The sequence below is a fragment of the Bacillus sp. ZY-1-1 genome (genome assembly GCF_003047165.1).
GTDB classification, from domain to species: Bacteria; Bacillota; Bacilli; order Bacillales; family Bacillaceae; genus Bacillus; species Bacillus velezensis.
The window spans coordinates 3,757,991-3,776,431 of record NZ_CP027061.1 but is presented as its reverse complement, the minus strand read 5'-3'; the positions used below and the strand labels follow the sequence as shown (position 1 = coordinate 3,776,431).

The window sequence follows — 18,441 nt, the reverse complement described above, 5'->3', positions numbered from 1 at the left end:
CTGTGTCATATTGACAGAATTTTTCTGACTGTGCTATTTTATTAAGATAAATGATTGTTTAGGAAAAGGTGTAACGACATGAGAAAAAAGATTACGCTGGCATGCAAAACATGCGGAAATCGTAATTATACGACAATGAAAAGCTCTGCATCAGCGGCTGAGCGGTTAGAAGTTAAGAAGTACTGCAGCACTTGCAATTCACATACAGCTCATTTAGAAACAAAATAGTGTTCGCTTTTTAAATTGTGGAGGTCTTTTACATGCGCATGATGAGTTTCTTTAAAGATGTTGGGAAAGAAATGAAAAAGGTTAGCTGGCCTAAAGGCAAAGAGTTAACGCGCTATACGATCACGGTGATTTCAACGGTTATCTTTTTTGTTATCTTTTTTGCCCTCCTTGATACAGGAATTTCTCAATTAATTCGTTTAATAGTTGAATAATGATCAGCAATACGTGCTATAATAGATCATAATATCGTTTGCCAAAACCCGTTCAGCGGGTTTTTTATTGTGTTGAAAAAAGGATTCATAGGCTCTGAGCCTATTTTTTGTTTTACACTTCATTTTTAAATGCGGGGAGGGAAGGACTGCAGAGTCCTGATAGAATGGAAAAGAATTGGTATGTTGTTCATACGTATTCCGGTTATGAAAACAAAGTAAAAGCGAACCTTGAAAAACGTGTGGAATCAATGGGAATGCAGGATAAAATTTTCCGCGTTGTCGTCCCTGAAGAGGAAGAGACTGATATTAAGAACGGCAAGAAAAAAGTAGTCAAAAAGAAAGTGTTCCCGGGTTATGTGCTTGTTGAAATCGTCATGACTGATGATTCCTGGTATGTGGTCCGCAACACGCCGGGCGTTACCGGATTCGTCGGATCAGCCGGTTCAGGCTCAAAGCCGACTCCGCTTCTTCCTGGCGAAGCGGAAACCATCTTAAAGCGGATGGGCATGGATGAGCGGAAAACCGACATTGATTTTGAATTGAATGAGACAGTCAAAGTCATAGACGGACCTTTCGCCAACTTTACAGGATCAATTGAAGAGATTGATTATGATAAGAGCAAAGTGAAAGTATTCGTTAACATGTTCGGCCGTGAAACGCCGGTTGAGCTGGAATTTACCCAGATCGACAAATTGTAATGTGAAAAAACTTGAAATTGCTATATATTAATGATAATATAGCAAAGGTACGTCTTGGACTAATCCAAGGCAGCTAGCTTGATATTTCGTCATTCATATAAAGAATGAAACCTTGAGTGGGAGGGTTTACCCTATTACCACATCACGGACTTAAGGAGGTGTGTCTCGTGGCTAAAAAAGTAGTAAAAGTTGTAAAATTGCAAATTCCTGCTGGAAAAGCTAACCCAGCGCCGCCAGTTGGACCTGCACTAGGTCAAGCCGGTGTAAATATCATGGGATTCTGTAAGGAGTTTAACGCTCGTACAGCTGACCAAGCTGGTTTAATCATTCCTGTTGAAATTTCGGTTTACGAAGACCGTTCATTTACATTTATTACAAAAACTCCGCCTGCTGCAGTATTGCTTAAAAAAGCAGCTGGAATTGAGTCTGGTTCTGGTGAACCAAACCGTAATAAAGTGGCAACCGTTAAGCGCGATAAGGTTCGCGAAATCGCTGAAACGAAAATGCCTGACTTAAACGCAGCAGACGTTGAAGCGGCAATGCGCATGGTTGAAGGTACTGCCCGCAGTATGGGTATCGTTATCGAGGATTAATTTGTTTCTTGTCGGGTTGCGAGTTTTCACAAGTTCGCAACCCTTATTCGTGGGAGGTTATTCCGCTATAACCACATAAGGAGGAAATTTTAAAATGGCTAAAAAAGGTAAAAAGTACGTTGAAGTTGCGAAGCTTGTAGACCGTGCGAAAGCTTACGACGTCGCTGAAGCAGTGGCGCTTACTAAAAAAACAAACACAGCTAAATTCGACGCTACAGTTGAAGTTGCTTTTCGTTTAGGGGTTGACCCTCGTAAAAACGATCAGCAAATCCGCGGTGCAGTTGTACTTCCTAACGGAACTGGTAAAACTCAGCGCGTGCTTGTATTCGCTAAAGGCGAAAAAGCAAAAGAAGCTGAAGCTGCCGGTGCAGACTACGTCGGCGATTCTGATTACATCGCGAAAATCCAGCAAGGCTGGTTCGAATTCGATGTAATCGTTGCGACTCCTGACATGATGGGTGAAGTCGGTAAAATCGGCCGTGTGCTTGGACCAAAAGGTCTTATGCCAAACCCTAAAACAGGAACTGTTACATTCGAAGTAGAAAAAGCAATCGGCGAAATCAAAGCTGGTAAAGTAGAATACCGCGTTGACAAAGCTGGTAACATCCATGTTCCGATCGGAAAAGTTTCTTTCGAGGATGAAAAACTTGTTGAGAACTTCACAACAATGTATGATACAATCCTGAAAGCAAAACCGGCTGCGGCTAAAGGTGTTTACGTGAAAAACGTTGCCGTTACTTCTACTATGGGCCCTGGTGTCAAAGTAGACGCTTCTACTTTCAACGTAAAATAATATTTGACTTTAGATCAGCATTCTGATATGATTCAAAATGTTGTAAAATATAATATGTCATTTATACCGTAGACAGCAGGGGCCGTTGAGGCTTAATATCCTGCCGAGGTGTATATATATCACAGCTATTACGTTACGTATGCTTGTATATACAGCCTCCATGTCCACATGGAGGCTTTTTATATGAAATCGTCGTCACAGTCGTGATCACCTAGCGGTATAAGTGTTACACAAAATCTACAGGAGGTGTAACCATGAGCAGCGCAATTGATACAAAAAAAGTTGTTGTTGAAGAGATTGCTTCTAAACTGAAAGAAAGCAAATCAACGATCATCGTTGACTACCGCGGACTTAACGTTTCTGAAGTAACTGAACTCCGTAAACAGCTTCGCGAAGCTAACGTAGAGTTCAAAGTGTACAAAAACACAATGACTCGCCGTGCGGTTGAACAAGCTGAACTTGATGGTTTGAATGATGTCTTAACTGGACCGAATGCGATCGCATTCAGTACTGAAGATGTTGTCGCTCCGGCAAAAGTTCTTAACGAGTTCGCGAAAAATCACGAAGCTCTGGAAATCAAGGCGGGCGTTATCGAAGGAAAAGTATCTTCTGTTGAAGAAGTGAAAGCTCTTGCTGAACTTCCTTCACGCGATGGCTTACTTTCTATGTTGCTTAGCGTACTTCAAGCTCCAGTTCGCAACCTTGCACTTGCAGCTAAAGCAGTTGCAGACCAAAAGGAAGAACAAGGCGCTTAATCTGATTTTACCCTAAAATAAAACAAATGGAGGAATTTCAAATGGCTTTAAATATCGAAGAAATCATTGCTTCCGTTAAAGAAGCAACTGTACTTGAATTGAACGACCTAGTAAAAGCAATCGAAGAAGAATTTGGCGTAACTGCTGCTGCTCCTGTAGCTGTAGCTGGCGGAGCTGCTGCTGGCGGCGCTGCTGAAGAGCAAAGCGAATTCGACCTTATCCTTGCTGGTGCAGGTTCTCAGAAAATCAAAGTTATCAAAGTTGTTCGTGAAATCACTGGTCTTGGCTTGAAAGAAGCTAAAGAACTTGTTGACAACACTCCAAAACCACTTAAAGAAGGTATTGCGAAAGAAGAAGCTGAAGAGCTTAAAGCTAAACTTGAAGAAGTTGGCGCTTCTGTAGAAGTTAAGTAATCTTCACTTGCCTGTAGGGGAAGCTCGCTTTTATGAGGCGGGCTTTTTCTTTGCTTTTCTTTAAGTGCAATTAAAAAAGGAGGTTCTAATAATGAGTGAACACTATTATTCAGAAAAACCTTCAGTTAAAAGCGATAAACAGACATGGTCATTTACACTGCGGAACAGATCTTATACATTCACAAGTGACAGCGGCGTTTTCTCGAAAAAGGAAGTTGATTTCGGTTCGCGTGTCTTAATTGAAGCGTTTGAAGAGCCGGAGATCGATGGTGACTTCCTGGATGCAGGCTGCGGTTACGGCCCGATCGGTCTGTCGCTCGCCGGTGCATTTACAGACCGGACCGTGCACATGATTGACGTGAATGAAAGAGCCGTAGAGCTGTCAAATGAAAATGCAGAAAAAAACGGAATAAAAAACGTTCGGATTTATCAGAGTGATTTATTTTCAAATATTGATTCTGCTCAAACATTTGCTTCTATTCTTACAAACCCCCCAATCCGCGCCGGAAAAAAAGTTGTCCATGCCATTTTTGAAAAAAGCGCTGAGCATTTAAGGGCTTCAGGTGAATTGTGGATCGTTATACAGAAAAAACAGGGCGGGCCTTCTGCCATTGAAAAACTGAAGGAGCTTTTTGACGAAGTTTCTGTGGTTCAAAAAAAGAAAGGCTATTATATCATAAAAGCAAAAAAAGTTTGACTTGAATTTTCAGCTATGTTAATATTGTAAAATGCCAATGTATATATTTTGCATGATATGCTCAAATAATCATAGTGCATGTATAAATTATACAAACATGGAAATGCTAATAAAATCGGTATTTGTTTTTGGATGTGGTTTTCTTAATTAGAAACCCTTTTTTCTTTTGTCTTGTAAAAGTATTTCTTTATCGTAAGAGATGCTTATTACACATATAATACGCATGATTTGAGGGGTGAATCAGTTGACAGGTCAACTAGTTCAGTATGGACGACACCGCCAGCGCAGAAGCTATGCTCGCATTAGCGAAGTGTTAGAATTACCAAATCTCATTGAAATTCAAACCTCTTCTTATCAGTGGTTTCTTGATGAGGGTCTTAGAGAGATGTTTCAAGACATATCACCAATTGAGGATTTCACTGGTAACCTCTCTCTAGAGTTCATTGACTACAGTTTAGGAGATCCTAAGTATCCCGTTGAAGAGTCAAAAGAACGTGATGTGACTTACTCAGCTCCGCTAAGAGTGAAGGTTCGTTTAATTAACAAAGAAACTGGAGAGGTAAAAGACCAGGATGTCTTCATGGGTGATTTCCCTATTATGACAGATACCGGTACTTTTATCATCAACGGTGCAGAACGTGTTATCGTATCTCAGCTTGTTCGGTCTCCAAGTGTATATTTCAGTGGTAAAGTAGACAAAAACGGTAAAAAAGGTTTTACCGCGACTGTCATTCCAAACCGTGGCGCATGGTTAGAATACGAAACTGATGCGAAAGATGTTGTGTATGTCCGCATTGATCGCACACGTAAGTTGCCGGTTACGGTTCTTTTGCGTGCTCTCGGCTTCGGTTCCGACCAAGAGATTCTCGATCTCATTGGTGAGAACGAATATCTTCGCAATACACTGGATAAGGACAACACCGAAAACAGTGACAAAGCGCTTCTTGAAATCTATGAGCGCCTTCGTCCCGGAGAGCCGCCTACAGTAGAAAACGCAAAAAGCTTGCTGGATTCCCGTTTCTTCGATCCGAAGCGATACGACCTTGCGAATGTAGGACGCTATAAAATTAATAAAAAGCTTCATATCAAGAACCGCCTGTTTAACCAGCGCCTTGCAGAAACACTGGTGGATCCGGAAACCGGTGAAATTCTCGCTGAAAAAGGGCAGATTCTTGACAGAAGAACACTTGATAAAGTACTGCCATACTTAGAAAATGGAATCGGCTTCAGAAAACTTTATCCTAACGGCGGCGTTGTCGAGGATGAAGTGATGCTTCAATCCATTAAAATCTATGCTCCTACTGATGCAGAAGGAGAGCAGACGATCAATGTGATCGGCAATGCTTACATCGAAGAGGCGATTAAAAACATTACGCCTGCTGATATTATTTCTTCTATCAGCTACTTCTTCAACCTCCTGCACGGAGTGGGCGACACTGATGATATCGACCATCTCGGAAACCGCCGTCTGCGTTCTGTAGGTGAGCTCCTGCAAAACCAATTCCGTATCGGTTTAAGCCGGATGGAACGTGTCGTACGTGAAAGAATGTCTATTCAAGACACGAATACAATTACGCCGCAGCAGCTGATTAACATCAGACCTGTTATTGCGTCTATTAAAGAGTTCTTCGGAAGCTCACAGCTTTCTCAATTCATGGATCAGACGAACCCGCTTGCTGAATTGACGCACAAACGCCGTCTGTCAGCTCTCGGACCGGGCGGTTTGACACGTGAGCGCGCAGGTATGGAAGTACGTGACGTTCACTACTCTCACTACGGCCGTATGTGTCCGATTGAAACGCCTGAGGGCCCGAACATCGGTTTGATCAACTCATTGTCATCATTTGCGAAAGTAAACCGCTTTGGTTTCATTGAGACGCCATACCGCCGCGTTGATCCTGAAACAGGAAAAGTAACGCCTAGAATCGACTACCTGACTGCTGATGAAGAGGATAACTATGTCGTAGCCCAAGCGAATGCTAAGCTGAGCGATGACGGTTCTTTCTTGGATGACAGCATCGTAGCGCGTTTCAGAGGGGAAAACACCGTTGTAGCCCGCAACCGCGTGGATTACATGGACGTATCTCCTAAACAGGTTGTTTCTGCTGCGACAGCATGTATTCCGTTCTTGGAAAACGATGACTCGAACCGCGCCCTCATGGGAGCGAACATGCAGCGTCAGGCTGTGCCTTTGATGCAGCCGGAAGCTCCGATCGTCGGAACGGGTATGGAATACGTATCCGGTAAAGACTCCGGTGCAGCCGTTATTTGTAAACACCCTGGTATCGTAGAACGGGTGGAAGCGAAAAACGTATGGGTGCGCCGCTATGAAGAAATTGACGGCCAAAAAGTAAAAGGCAACCTGGATAAGTACAGCTTGCTGAAATTTGTCCGCTCCAACCAAGGTACGTGCTACAACCAGCGTCCGATTGTAAGTGTCGGCGATGAAGTAGTCAAAGGAGAAATCCTTGCTGACGGACCTTCAATGGAGCTTGGTGAACTTGCTCTCGGCCGCAACGTAATGGTCGGCTTCATGACATGGGACGGTTACAACTATGAGGATGCCATCATCATGAGTGAACGCCTTGTGAAAGATGATGTATACACATCTATTCACATTGAAGAATATGAATCAGAAGCACGTGATACAAAGCTTGGACCGGAAGAGATCACCCGCGATATTCCAAACGTAGGGGAAGACGCGCTTCGCAACCTTGATGACCGCGGAATTATCCGTATCGGTGCGGAAGTCAACGACGGAGACCTTCTCGTAGGTAAAGTAACGCCTAAAGGTGTAACTGAGCTTACGGCTGAAGAACGCCTTCTTCATGCGATCTTTGGAGAAAAAGCGCGTGAAGTCCGTGATACTTCTCTCCGTGTGCCTCACGGCGGCGGCGGAATTATCCACGACGTAAAAGTCTTCAACCGTGAAGACGGCGACGAACTTCCTCCGGGAGTGAACCAGCTTGTACGCGTATATATCGTTCAGAAACGTAAGATTTCTGAAGGTGATAAAATGGCCGGACGTCACGGAAATAAAGGGGTTATCTCGAAGATTCTTCCTGAAGAAGATATGCCTTACCTTCCTGACGGCACGCCGATCGATATCATGCTTAACCCGCTGGGTGTACCATCACGTATGAATATCGGTCAGGTATTAGAACTTCACATGGGTATGGCTGCCCGCTACCTCGGCATTCACATCGCGTCACCTGTATTTGACGGCGCGCGTGAAGAAGATGTGTGGGAAACACTTGAAGAAGCAGGCATGTCAAGAGACGCTAAAACAGTTCTTTATGACGGCCGTACGGGAGAACCGTTCGACAACCGTGTATCAGTCGGAATCATGTACATGATCAAACTGGCTCACATGGTTGACGATAAACTTCATGCCCGTTCTACAGGTCCTTACTCACTTGTTACGCAGCAGCCTCTCGGCGGTAAAGCCCAATTCGGCGGACAGCGTTTCGGTGAGATGGAGGTTTGGGCGCTTGAAGCTTACGGCGCAGCTTACACGCTTCAAGAAATCCTGACTGTGAAGTCCGATGACGTGGTCGGACGTGTGAAAACATATGAAGCCATCGTCAAAGGCGACAATGTTCCAGAGCCTGGTGTTCCGGAATCATTCAAAGTATTGATCAAAGAGCTTCAAAGCTTAGGTATGGACGTAAAAATCCTCTCAGGCGATGAAGAAGAAATAGAAATGAGAGATCTAGAAGACGAGGAAGATGCGAAACAGGCTGACGGCCTTGCATTATCAGGTGATGAAGCGCCGGAAGAAACAGCATCTCCAGACGTTGAACGTGACGCAGTAACGAAAGAATAGTCTCTGATTGATAAAGGCAAGTGACATCGGTTAATCCGAAGATAAAAAGGGAGGTAGGCCCCTTGCTAGATGTGAACAATTTTGAGTATATGAACATCGGTCTTGCTTCACCAGATAAAATCCGTTCATGGTCTTTTGGTGAAGTGAAAAAGCCTGAAACGATAAACTATCGTACGTTGAAACCTGAAAAGGACGGCCTGTTCTGCGAACGCATTTTCGGACCGACTAAGGACTGGGAATGTCATTGCGGCAAGTACAAGCGGGTTCGTTATAAAGGCGTAGTTTGTGACCGTTGCGGAGTTGAAGTAACGCGGGCTAAAGTCCGTCGTGAGAGAATGGGGCATATTGAACTGGCTGCCCCGGTTTCTCACATTTGGTATTTCAAAGGTATTCCGAGCCGTATGGGTCTTGTATTGGATATGTCACCGCGTGCGCTGGAAGAAGTTATTTACTTTGCTTCTTACGTCGTAACTGACCCGGCCAATACACCGCTCGAAAAGAAACAGCTTTTATCTGAAAAGGAATACCGTGCGTATCTGGATAAGTACGGAAACAAATTCCAAGCCTCTATGGGTGCGGAAGCCATTAATAAACTTCTGCAGGACATCGACCTTGTCAAAGAAGTTGATATGTTAAAAGAAGAGCTGAAGACTTCTCAAGGACAGCGCCGTACACGTGCGATCAAACGCCTTGAAGTGCTTGAAGCCTTCCGTAATTCAGGAAACAAGCCGTCTTGGATGATTCTCGACGTGCTTCCGGTTATTCCGCCTGAATTAAGACCGATGGTTCAGCTTGACGGCGGACGTTTCGCAACGTCTGACCTGAACGACCTTTACCGTCGTGTCATCAACCGTAATAACCGTTTAAAACGTCTGTTAGACCTCGGCGCGCCAAGCATCATCGTTCAGAACGAAAAACGTATGCTTCAGGAAGCGGTCGACGCTCTGATTGACAACGGACGCCGCGGCCGTCCGGTTACCGGACCGGGTAACCGTCCGCTTAAATCTCTTTCTCACATGCTGAAAGGGAAACAAGGGCGTTTCCGTCAGAACCTTCTCGGTAAACGTGTAGACTACTCAGGCCGTTCCGTTATCGTCGTAGGCCCGCATCTGAAAATGTATCAGTGCGGTTTACCGAAGGAAATGGCGCTTGAGCTCTTCAAGCCTTTCGTCATGAAAGAGCTTGTTGAAAAAGGCCTTGCTCACAATATCAAGAGCGCAAAACGCAAAATCGAACGCGTGCAGCCTGAAGTATGGGATGTACTTGAATCTGTCATTAAGGAGCATCCGGTCTTACTGAACCGTGCCCCTACTCTTCACAGATTAGGTATCCAGGCTTTCGAACCGACGCTTGTTGAAGGACGCGCCATCCGTCTTCACCCGTTAGTATGTACAGCTTATAACGCTGACTTTGACGGTGACCAAATGGCGGTTCACGTACCTTTATCAGCTGAGGCTCAAGCTGAGGCGCGCATTCTGATGCTTGCGGCCCAAAACATCTTGAACCCTAAAGATGGTAAACCGGTTGTTACGCCGTCTCAGGATATGGTATTAGGAAACTACTACCTGACGCTTGAGCGCGCCGGAGCAGTCGGCGAGGGTATGGTTTTCAAAAATACGGACGAAGCGCTTCTTGCTTATCAAAACGGTTATGTTCATCTTCATACGAGAGTAGCTGTTGCAGCGAACTCCCTTAAGAATGTGACATTTACTGAAGAACAGCGTTCAAAATTGTTAATTACAACTGTCGGTAAGCTCGTCTTCAATGAAATTCTTCCGGAATCATTCCCTTACATGAATGAACCAACGAAGAGCAACATTGAAGAGAAGACACCTGACCGTTTCTTCTTAGATAAAGGTGCTGACGTAAAAGCTGTGATTGCTGAGCAGCCGATCAACGCACCGTTTAAAAAAGGTATTTTGGGTAAAATCATCGCGGAAATCTTTAAACGATTCCATATCACGGAAACGTCTAAAATGCTTGACCGCATGAAAAACCTCGGTTTCAGATATTCAACGAAAGCCGGCATCACAGTAGGGGTTTCTGATATCGTCGTTCTCGATGATAAACAGGAAATCCTTGAAGAAGCACAAAGCAAAGTAGATAATGTTCTGAAACAGTTCAGACGCGGTTTAATCACCGAAGAAGAACGTTATGAAAGAGTCATTTCAATTTGGAGTTCAGCGAAAGATGTTATCCAAGGCAAACTGATGAAATCATTAGACGAAGTCAACCCGATCTACATGATGAGTGATTCAGGAGCCCGTGGTAACGCATCTAACTTTACACAGCTTGCGGGTATGCGCGGTCTGATGGCCAACCCGGCTGGACGAATCATTGAATTGCCGATTAAATCAAGTTTCCGTGAAGGTCTGACAGTATTGGAGTACTTTATCTCCACTCACGGTGCGCGTAAAGGTCTTGCCGATACCGCCCTGAAAACAGCTGACTCAGGTTACCTTACACGCCGTCTTGTTGATGTTGCGCAGGATGTTATCATTCGTGAAACAGATTGCGGAACAGACCGCGGTATTCTTGCAAAACCGCTCAAAGAAGGCACGGAAATCATCGAGCGTCTGGAAGAGCGTCTGATCGGACGTTTCGCCAGAAAACAGATCAAACATCCTGAAACGGGTGCTGTGCTCATTAACGAAAATGAATTGATCGATGAAGATAAAGCGCTGGAAATCGTTGAAGCCGGAATCGAAGAAGTGTGGATCCGTTCTGCGTTCACATGTAACACTCCTCATGGTGTATGTAAACGATGCTACGGACGAAACCTTGCAACCGGAACTGATGTTGAAGTCGGCGAAGCAGTAGGTATTATCGCCGCTCAATCTATCGGTGAGCCTGGAACACAGTTAACGATGCGTACGTTCCACACAGGCGGGGTTGCCGGAGACGATATCACACAAGGTCTTCCGCGTATCCAAGAGCTTTTCGAAGCGCGTAATCCGAAAGGTCAAGCGACGATTTCTGAGATTGACGGTACAATTGCCGAAATCAATGAAGTCCGCGACAAACAGCAGGAGATTGTTGTTCAGGGCGCTGTTGAGACCCGTTCATACACGGCACCTTACAACTCACGCCTGAAAGTGACTGAGGGTGATCAGATTACCCGCGGTCAAGTGCTGACAGAAGGTTCAATCGATCCGAAAGAACTTCTTAAAGTCACTGACCTGACAACGGTTCAGGAATATCTTCTGCATGAGGTTCAGAAGGTTTACCGTATGCAGGGGGTTGAAATCGGCGATAAACACGTAGAAGTAATGGTTCGCCAGATGCTTCGCAAAGTCCGTGTAATCGATGCCGGAGATACTGATGTTCTCCCTGGCACATTGCTTGATATTCACCAATTTACAGAAGCGAACAAAAAAGTGCTGCTTGAAGGCAATCGACCTGCTACAGGCCGTCCTGTCCTTCTCGGTATCACGAAAGCTTCACTCGAGACGGATTCATTCTTGTCTGCCGCATCATTCCAGGAAACAACACGCGTTCTTACAGATGCTGCGATTAAAGGCAAGCGTGATGAACTTCTCGGCCTGAAAGAGAATGTCATCATCGGTAAACTGGTTCCGGCCGGTACAGGTATGATGAATTACAGAAAAGTAAAACCTGTTTCAAACGTTCAGCCTTCGGAAGATATGGTTCCGGCTGAATAACAGAAACTGCTGCAGGAAAGGCTGTTTCGACAGCTTTTCCTCAGTATTACAATTATTCTGGCGGGGGACTGCACTAAAAAATGTCATACGTTGTTGACATCCGTCCCGCAGAGTGATAATATAACCAAGGTGCTCGAAATAAAACCTGTTACTTTGGAGGATATGTTTATGTCTTATGATAAAGTATCACAGGCCAAATCAATTATTATTGGTACGAAGCAAACAGTGAAAGCTCTAAAACGAGGTTCAGTGAAGGAAGTCGTCGTGGCAAAAGACGCGGATTCAGTTCTTACGGCTGGCGTTATCCAGCTTGCAAAGAACCAAAATACCGCTGTCTGTATGGTGGATTCCATGAAAAAGCTCGGCAAAGCCTGCGGAATTGAAGTGGGAGCAGCAGCTGTTGCCATTATGTTATAGCGTACTTTTTGTTTTTATATAAGATATCAATCTTGTGTAAAGACATTGTTTTTTGCCTAATGATGAACCACCTGGGTATGTGGGTTATAAAACGTAATGAAGGGAGGAACACAACATGCCTACAATTAATCAGCTAATTCGCAAGGGACGCGTGAGCAAAGTTGAAAACTCTAAGTCACCTGCACTAAACAAAGGATACAACAGCTTTAAAAAAGAGCACACTAACGTATCTTCTCCACAAAAACGCGGGGTATGTACTCGTGTCGGTACAATGACACCGAAAAAACCGAACTCAGCACTTCGTAAATATGCTCGTGTTCGTTTGACTAACGGAATCGAGGTTACTGCCTACATTCCTGGTATCGGTCACAACCTGCAAGAGCACAGCGTTGTACTGATCCGCGGCGGACGTGTAAAAGACTTACCGGGGGTACGCTACCACATCGTTCGTGGCGCGCTTGATACTGCCGGAGTTGAAAACCGTGCGCAAGGCCGTTCTAAATACGGTACGAAACGTCCTAAAGCAAAGTAATAACAATAAATCATTAAAACTATGAAGGGAGGATATTCAGATGCCACGTAAAGGTCCTGTAGCAAAAAGAGATGTTTTACCTGATCCGCTTTACAACTCTAAGCTGGTATCCCGCCTGATCAACAAAATGATGATCGACGGTAAAAAAGGTAAATCTCAAACAATCCTATACAAGTCATTCGATATCATTAAAGAACGCACTGGCAATGATGCAATGGAGGTTTTCGAACAAGCATTGAAAAACATCATGCCTGTACTTGAAGTAAAAGCACGCCGTGTAGGTGGAGCTAACTACCAAGTGCCTGTAGAAGTTCGTCCTGAACGCCGTACAACTCTTGGTCTTCGCTGGTTGGTTAACTATGCGCGTCTTCGCGGAGAAAAAACAATGGAAGAGCGCCTGGCTAACGAAATTCTTGATGCAGCTAACAACACTGGTGCTGCCGTTAAGAAACGTGAAGACACTCACAAGATGGCAGAAGCGAACAAAGCATTTGCTCACTACCGCTGGTAGGATTCATATAATCAAAATAATAATTCCCTAATAAGGAAGGAGAAATTACCCAATGGCAAGAGAGTTCTCCTTAGAAAAAACTCGTAATATCGGGATCATGGCTCACATCGATGCCGGTAAAACGACTACTACAGAACGGATCTTGTTCTACACAGGCCGTATCCACAAAATTGGCGAAACTCACGAAGGTGCTTCGCAAATGGACTGGATGGAGCAGGAACAAGAACGCGGTATCACAATCACTTCTGCAGCAACGACTGCACAGTGGAAAGGTTACCGTGTAAACATCATCGATACACCGGGACACGTAGACTTCACAGTTGAAGTTGAACGTTCACTCCGTGTACTTGATGGTGCGGTTGCCGTACTTGATGCTCAATCAGGTGTTGAGCCTCAGACAGAAACAGTATGGCGCCAAGCAACAACTTACGGAGTACCGCGCGTTGTATTTGTTAACAAAATGGACAAAATCGGCGCAGACTTCCTTTACTCTGTAGGCACTTTAAGAGACCGTCTTCAAGCTAACGCTCACGCAATTCAATTGCCGATCGGCGCTGAAGACAACTTCGAAGGTATCATCGACTTAGTAGAAAACGTTGCGTATTTCTACGAAGATGACCTTGGAACTCGTTCAGATGCGAAAGAAATCCCTGAAGAGTACAAAGAGCAAGCTGAAGAGCTTCGCAGCAGCCTGATTGAAGCTGTAGCTGAGCTTGATGAAGAGCTTATGGAAAAGTACCTTGAAGGTGAAGAAATCACTATCCCTGAACTGAAAGCTGCTATCCGTAAAGGTACACTGAATGTTGAATTCTACCCTGTACTTGTTGGTTCTGCTTTCAAAAACAAAGGTGTTCAGCTTGTACTTGATGCTGTTCTTGACTACCTTCCTGCGCCAACTGATGTTGCTGCAATCAAAGGTGTACGTCCTGATACAGATGAAGAGATCGTTCGTCATTCTTCTGATGAAGAGCCGTTCTCTGCACTTGCATTTAAAGTTATGACTGACCCTTATGTCGGTAAGCTGACATTCTTCCGCGTATATTCCGGTACACTTGATTCCGGTTCATATGTAAAGAACTCTACAAAAGGCAAGCGTGAGCGCGTAGGACGTATCCTTCAAATGCACGCTAACAGCCGTGAAGAGATCTCTACTGTTTACGCTGGAGACATCGCAGCTGCTGTAGGTCTAAAAGATACTTCTACTGGAGATACTCTATGTGATGAAAAGGATCTTGTAATCCTTGAATCAATGGAATTCCCAGAGCCTGTTATCGACGTAGCGATTGAGCCTAAATCAAAAGCTGACCAAGATAAAATGGGTATCGCTTTAGCGAAACTTGCTGAAGAAGATCCTACATTCCGTACACAAACTAACCCTGAAACGGGTCAAACAATCATCTCTGGTATGGGTGAGCTTCACCTTGATATCATTGTTGATCGTATGAAGCGTGAGTTCAAAGTTGAAGCTAACGTTGGTGCTCCTCAAGTTGCGTACCGTGAGACATTCCGTACCGGTGCAAAAGTTGAAGGTAAATTCGTACGTCAATCAGGCGGACGCGGTCAGTTCGGTCACGTTTGGATCGAATTTGAACCGAACGAAGAAGGCGCTGGCTTTGAATTCGAAAACGCAATCGTCGGTGGTGTTGTTCCTCGTGAATACATCCCAGCCGTACAAGCAGGTCTTGAAGACTCTCTTGAAAATGGTGTCCTAGCCGGATTCCCGCTAATCGACATCAAGGCGAAACTTTTTGATGGATCTTACCATGATGTTGACTCAAACGAAATGGCGTTTAAAGTCGCTGCTTCTATGGCATTGAAAAATGCAGTCAGCAAATGTAACCCAGTTCTTCTTGAACCAATCATGAAAGTTGAAGTTGTTATTCCTGAAGAATACATGGGAGACATCATGGGTGATGTTACTTCTCGTCGCGGACGCGTAGAAGGTATGGAAGCTCGCGGTAACGCTCAAGTTGTGCGTGCGATGGTACCTCTTGCTGAAATGTTCGGTTACGCTACTGCCCTTCGTTCTAACACGCAAGGACGCGGTACGTTCACAATGTTCATGGATCACTACGAAGAAGTGCCGAAGAGCATCGCTGAAGAAATTATCAAAAAAAATAAAGGCGAATAATTGATTTTGCCACTTAACTCAAGTATAACTACTATTGTAAGATGAGGAAGTGAGAGCTTGCTTTCACTTTCTATCACTCTATACATTACTAATTAAAAGCTCTTAAGGAGGATTTTAGAATGGCTAAAGAAAAATTCGACCGTTCCAAATCACATGCCAATATCGGTACAATTGGACACGTTGACCATGGTAAAACAACATTAACTGCTGCTATCTCAACAGTACTTCATAAGAAATCTGGTAAAGGTACAGCTATGGCGTACGATCAAATTGATGGTGCTCCAGAAGAACGTGAGCGCGGTATCACAATCTCTACTGCACACGTTGAGTACGAAACTGACACTCGTCACTATGCACACGTTGACTGCCCAGGACACGCTGACTATGTTAAAAACATGATCACTGGTGCTGCGCAAATGGACGGAGCTATCCTTGTAGTATCTGCTGCTGATGGCCCAATGCCACAAACTCGTGAGCACATCCTTCTTTCTAAAAACGTTGGTGTACCATACATCGTAGTATTCCTTAACAAATGCGACATGGTAGACGACGAAGAGCTTCTTGAGCTTGTTGAAATGGAAGTTCGCGATCTTCTTAGCGAATACGACTTCCCTGGTGATGATGTACCAGTTGTTAAAGGTTCTGCTCTTAAAGCTCTTGAAGGCGATGCTGAGTACGAAGAAAAAATTCTTGAACTTATGGCTGCAGTTGATGAGTACATCCCAACTCCAGAACGCGACACTGAAAAACCATTCATGATGCCAGTTGAGGACGTATTCTCAATCACTGGTCGTGGTACAGTTGCTACTGGCCGTGTAGAACGCGGACAAGTTAAAGTCGGTGACGAAGTTGAAATCATCGGTCTTCAAGAAGAAAACAGCAAAACAACTGTTACAGGTGTTGAAATGTTCCGTAAGCTTCTTGACTACGCTGAAGCTGGAGACAACATCGGTGCACTTCTTCGCGGTGTAGCTCGTGAAGACATCCAACGTGGACAAGTACTTGCTAAACCAGGTACAATCACTCCACACAGCAAATTCAAAGCTGAAGTTTACGTTCTTTCTAAAGAAGAGGGTGGACGTCATACTCCATTCTTCTCTAACTACCGTCCTCAGTTCTACTTCCGTACAACTGACGTAACTGGTATCATCAATCTTCCAGAAGGCGTAGAAATGGTTATGCCTGGAGATAACACTGAAATGATCGTTGAACTTATCTCTACAATCGCTATCGAAGAAGGAACTCGTTTCTCTATTCGTGAAGGCGGACGTACAGTTGGTTCAGGCGTTGTTTCTACAATCACTGAGTAATCGACTCGTTCAATAATGCGGGGTCCCTTATGGGGCCTCGTTTTTTTGTTTCCCTGCTGATTCCATGTATAATAGAACGTATACAAATTTTAGGAGCAGACCGATGAACGATAACTTCAAGAAAACCAATCGTATTTCAATGCTTCAGCAATTGCAGATTAATGGCAGTGAACAAACCATTATGATTAATGGTGATGACAGGAGTAGTCCGCTGCTTTTGTTTTTGCACGGCGGTCCCGGTACGCCTCAAATCGGTTATGCGAGAAAATACCAGAATGAGCTGGAAAAGCATTTCACCGTTGTGAACTGGGATCAGAGAGGGGCGGGTCTCTCTTATTCAAAGGAAATTCCGGGTTCATCTATGACTTTGGATCAGCTGACAGCTGACACCATTCATCTGACCGAACGCTTATGCAAGCAATTCAGCAGGCAAAAAATATATATCGCCGGCTATTCGTGGGGTTCAGTTTTGGCGCTTCAAGTTCTTCAAGAGAAACCTGATTTGTATTATGCGTATATCGGTATCAGTCAGGTGGTTAATATTCAAAAGGAAGAAACGGAAGCCTACCGGCTGATGATGGAATGGAGCAGGCAACACAAACATATCCTGCTGGGCAAGACGCTGAGCTTTATCGGAGCACCTCCATGGGAGAAACAGCTGCAGCGTACGCTGTTTCTGCTTTGTATTGAGATGAGGGGAGGGGGCTTTACCCATCATCCGATCGGCGCTCTTAAAGCAGGGGGGCGAATGCTGTTTGGTGAACCGTACGGTGTGAGAGGGAGCTTCTTAGCCGCGCGGGGACAAATGTTCAGCCTGAAACACCTGTGGGAGGATCTCATTTCCTTTGATGCCGGGGAATCAGTTTCTTCTATTGTAATACCGTGCTGTTTTATGTCAGGGAGATACGATTTGACGGTTCCGGGGACGACGTCTTATGAATATTATCAGAAGGTTGATGCGCCATATAAAGAATGGCATTGGTTTGAGAACTCAGCCCATTCGCCTCACTTGGAGGAACCGGATCGCTTTGCCGAAGTTGTCAGCCGGTTCGCATCGTTCCATCTCTGAAAGAAAACAGTCATATCCTTGATTAATCATGGTATCACCTGTATAATAATCAAAGTGTGAAAACCACAAGGTTCTTTAAATAAACCTTGCAACATGCGTCTATTTTCTGTATAATAGTGTATGTTGGTCTTTGACTGCGATGAAGTGAGAGGTTGCTGACACACCCGGCCGCTTTGCCATGGCAAGGTGATCAGGTTTTTCTCACGGAGAACTGTCTAACGTGATGTAGGCGAAAAGGAGGGAAAATAATGGCAAAACAAAAAATTCGTATTCGTTTAAAAGCATATGATCATAGAATCCTTGATCAATCTGCAGAGAAGATTGTTGAAACGGCAAAACGTTCTGGTGCCAGCGTATCTGGTCCGATTCCGTTGCCGACTGAAAAATCAGTTTACACAATCCTTCGTGCGGTGCACAAATACAAAGATTCTCGTGAGCAATTTGAAATGCGTACACATAAACGTTTAATCGACATTGTGAACCCAACACCACAAACTGTTGATGCTCTCATGCGATTAGACTTACCATCTGGTGTCGATATCGAAATCAAACTTTAATTCTAAAATATAGAATGATCTTAATAGGAGGTGTGAC

At 44.5% G+C, this 18,441-nt stretch carries 17 protein-coding genes and 1 other annotated feature; all 17 genes read left to right on the top strand.

Annotated features, from left to right (window positions below; translation table 11 throughout):
* Positions 1-78 precede the first annotated feature (78 nt).
* The 17 genes from rpmG (at position 79) to rpsJ (ending at position 18,404) form a co-directional block, all read left to right on the top strand.
* On the top strand, positions 79-228 hold the full coding sequence (rpmG, locus tag C5I45_RS18960) for a 50S ribosomal protein L33 (protein WP_003156421.1): 150 nt from the start codon (positions 79-81) through the stop codon (positions 226-228).
* 32 nt (positions 229-260) lie between these two features.
* Complete coding sequence (gene secE, locus C5I45_RS18955; protein ID WP_003156422.1) at positions 261-440, top strand: preprotein translocase subunit SecE; 180 nt, start codon at positions 261-263, stop codon at positions 438-440.
* Between the two features lie 164 nt (positions 441-604).
* Positions 605-1,138, top strand: a complete 534-nt coding sequence (gene nusG / locus C5I45_RS18950; protein WP_003156423.1) for a transcription termination/antitermination protein NusG — start codon at positions 605-607, stop codon at positions 1,136-1,138.
* A gap of 167 nt (positions 1,139-1,305) precedes the next feature.
* Positions 1,306-1,731 (top strand): 50S ribosomal protein L11, encoded by a 426-nt coding sequence (gene rplK / locus C5I45_RS18945; RefSeq protein ID WP_003156430.1) that lies wholly within the window; start codon positions 1,306-1,308, stop codon positions 1,729-1,731.
* A 94-nt stretch (positions 1,732-1,825) separates the two neighbouring features.
* Positions 1,826-2,524 (top strand): 50S ribosomal protein L1, encoded by a 699-nt coding sequence (rplA, locus tag C5I45_RS18940; RefSeq protein WP_107994572.1) that lies wholly within the window; start codon positions 1,826-1,828, stop codon positions 2,522-2,524.
* A 48-nt stretch (positions 2,525-2,572) separates the two neighbouring features.
* Positions 2,573-2,715: a sequence feature (ribosomal protein L10 leader region), on the top strand.
* A 63-nt stretch (positions 2,716-2,778) separates the two neighbouring features.
* Entirely contained in the window at positions 2,779-3,279 is a 501-nt protein-coding gene (gene rplJ, locus C5I45_RS18935; RefSeq protein ID WP_003156433.1) for a 50S ribosomal protein L10, read from the top strand.
* Between the two features lie 41 nt (positions 3,280-3,320).
* Positions 3,321-3,692, top strand: a complete 372-nt coding sequence (gene rplL / locus C5I45_RS18930; RefSeq protein ID WP_003156436.1) for a 50S ribosomal protein L7/L12 — start codon at positions 3,321-3,323, stop codon at positions 3,690-3,692.
* Positions 3,693-3,783: 91 nt separating this feature from the next.
* On the top strand, positions 3,784-4,389 hold the full coding sequence (locus tag C5I45_RS18925) for a class I SAM-dependent methyltransferase (protein ID WP_003156438.1): 606 nt from the start codon (positions 3,784-3,786) through the stop codon (positions 4,387-4,389).
* Positions 4,390-4,633: 244 nt separating this feature from the next.
* Positions 4,634-8,215 carry a DNA-directed RNA polymerase subunit beta gene (gene rpoB, locus C5I45_RS18920; RefSeq protein WP_003156440.1) on the top strand — a complete coding sequence of 1,194 codons (3,582 nt, stop codon included), beginning with the start codon at positions 4,634-4,636 and terminating at the stop codon, positions 8,213-8,215.
* Positions 8,216-8,277: 62 nt separating this feature from the next.
* Entirely contained in the window at positions 8,278-11,877 is a 3,600-nt protein-coding gene (gene rpoC / locus C5I45_RS18915) for a DNA-directed RNA polymerase subunit beta' (RefSeq protein ID WP_003156441.1), read from the top strand.
* Positions 11,878-12,045: 168 nt separating this feature from the next.
* A complete protein-coding gene (locus C5I45_RS18910) occupies positions 12,046-12,294 on the top strand; it encodes a 50S ribosomal protein L7ae-like protein (RefSeq protein ID WP_003156443.1) in 249 nt (82 codons plus the stop codon).
* Positions 12,295-12,409: 115 nt separating this feature from the next.
* Positions 12,410-12,826, top strand: a complete 417-nt coding sequence (rpsL, locus tag C5I45_RS18905) for a 30S ribosomal protein S12 (RefSeq protein WP_003156445.1) — start codon at positions 12,410-12,412, stop codon at positions 12,824-12,826.
* Positions 12,827-12,866: 40 nt separating this feature from the next.
* On the top strand, positions 12,867-13,337 hold the full coding sequence (gene rpsG, locus C5I45_RS18900) for a 30S ribosomal protein S7 (RefSeq protein WP_003156447.1): 471 nt from the start codon (positions 12,867-12,869) through the stop codon (positions 13,335-13,337).
* Between the two features lie 52 nt (positions 13,338-13,389).
* Positions 13,390-15,468 carry an elongation factor G gene (fusA, locus tag C5I45_RS18895; protein ID WP_007410399.1) on the top strand — a complete coding sequence of 693 codons (2,079 nt, stop codon included), beginning with the start codon at positions 13,390-13,392 and terminating at the stop codon, positions 15,466-15,468.
* 119 nt (positions 15,469-15,587) lie between these two features.
* The gene (gene tuf, locus C5I45_RS18890; protein ID WP_003156451.1) at positions 15,588-16,778 is read left to right on the top strand and encodes an elongation factor Tu; all 1,191 of its coding nucleotides are present in this window, start codon (positions 15,588-15,590) and stop codon (positions 16,776-16,778) included.
* 103 nt (positions 16,779-16,881) lie between these two features.
* Positions 16,882-17,847, top strand: coding sequence for an alpha/beta fold hydrolase (locus C5I45_RS18885; RefSeq protein ID WP_058906514.1), 966 nt, complete (start codon positions 16,882-16,884; stop codon positions 17,845-17,847).
* Between the two features lie 248 nt (positions 17,848-18,095).
* Complete coding sequence (gene rpsJ / locus C5I45_RS18880; RefSeq protein WP_003156464.1) at positions 18,096-18,404, top strand: 30S ribosomal protein S10; 309 nt, start codon at positions 18,096-18,098, stop codon at positions 18,402-18,404.
* The last annotated feature ends 37 nt before the right edge of the window (positions 18,405-18,441 follow it).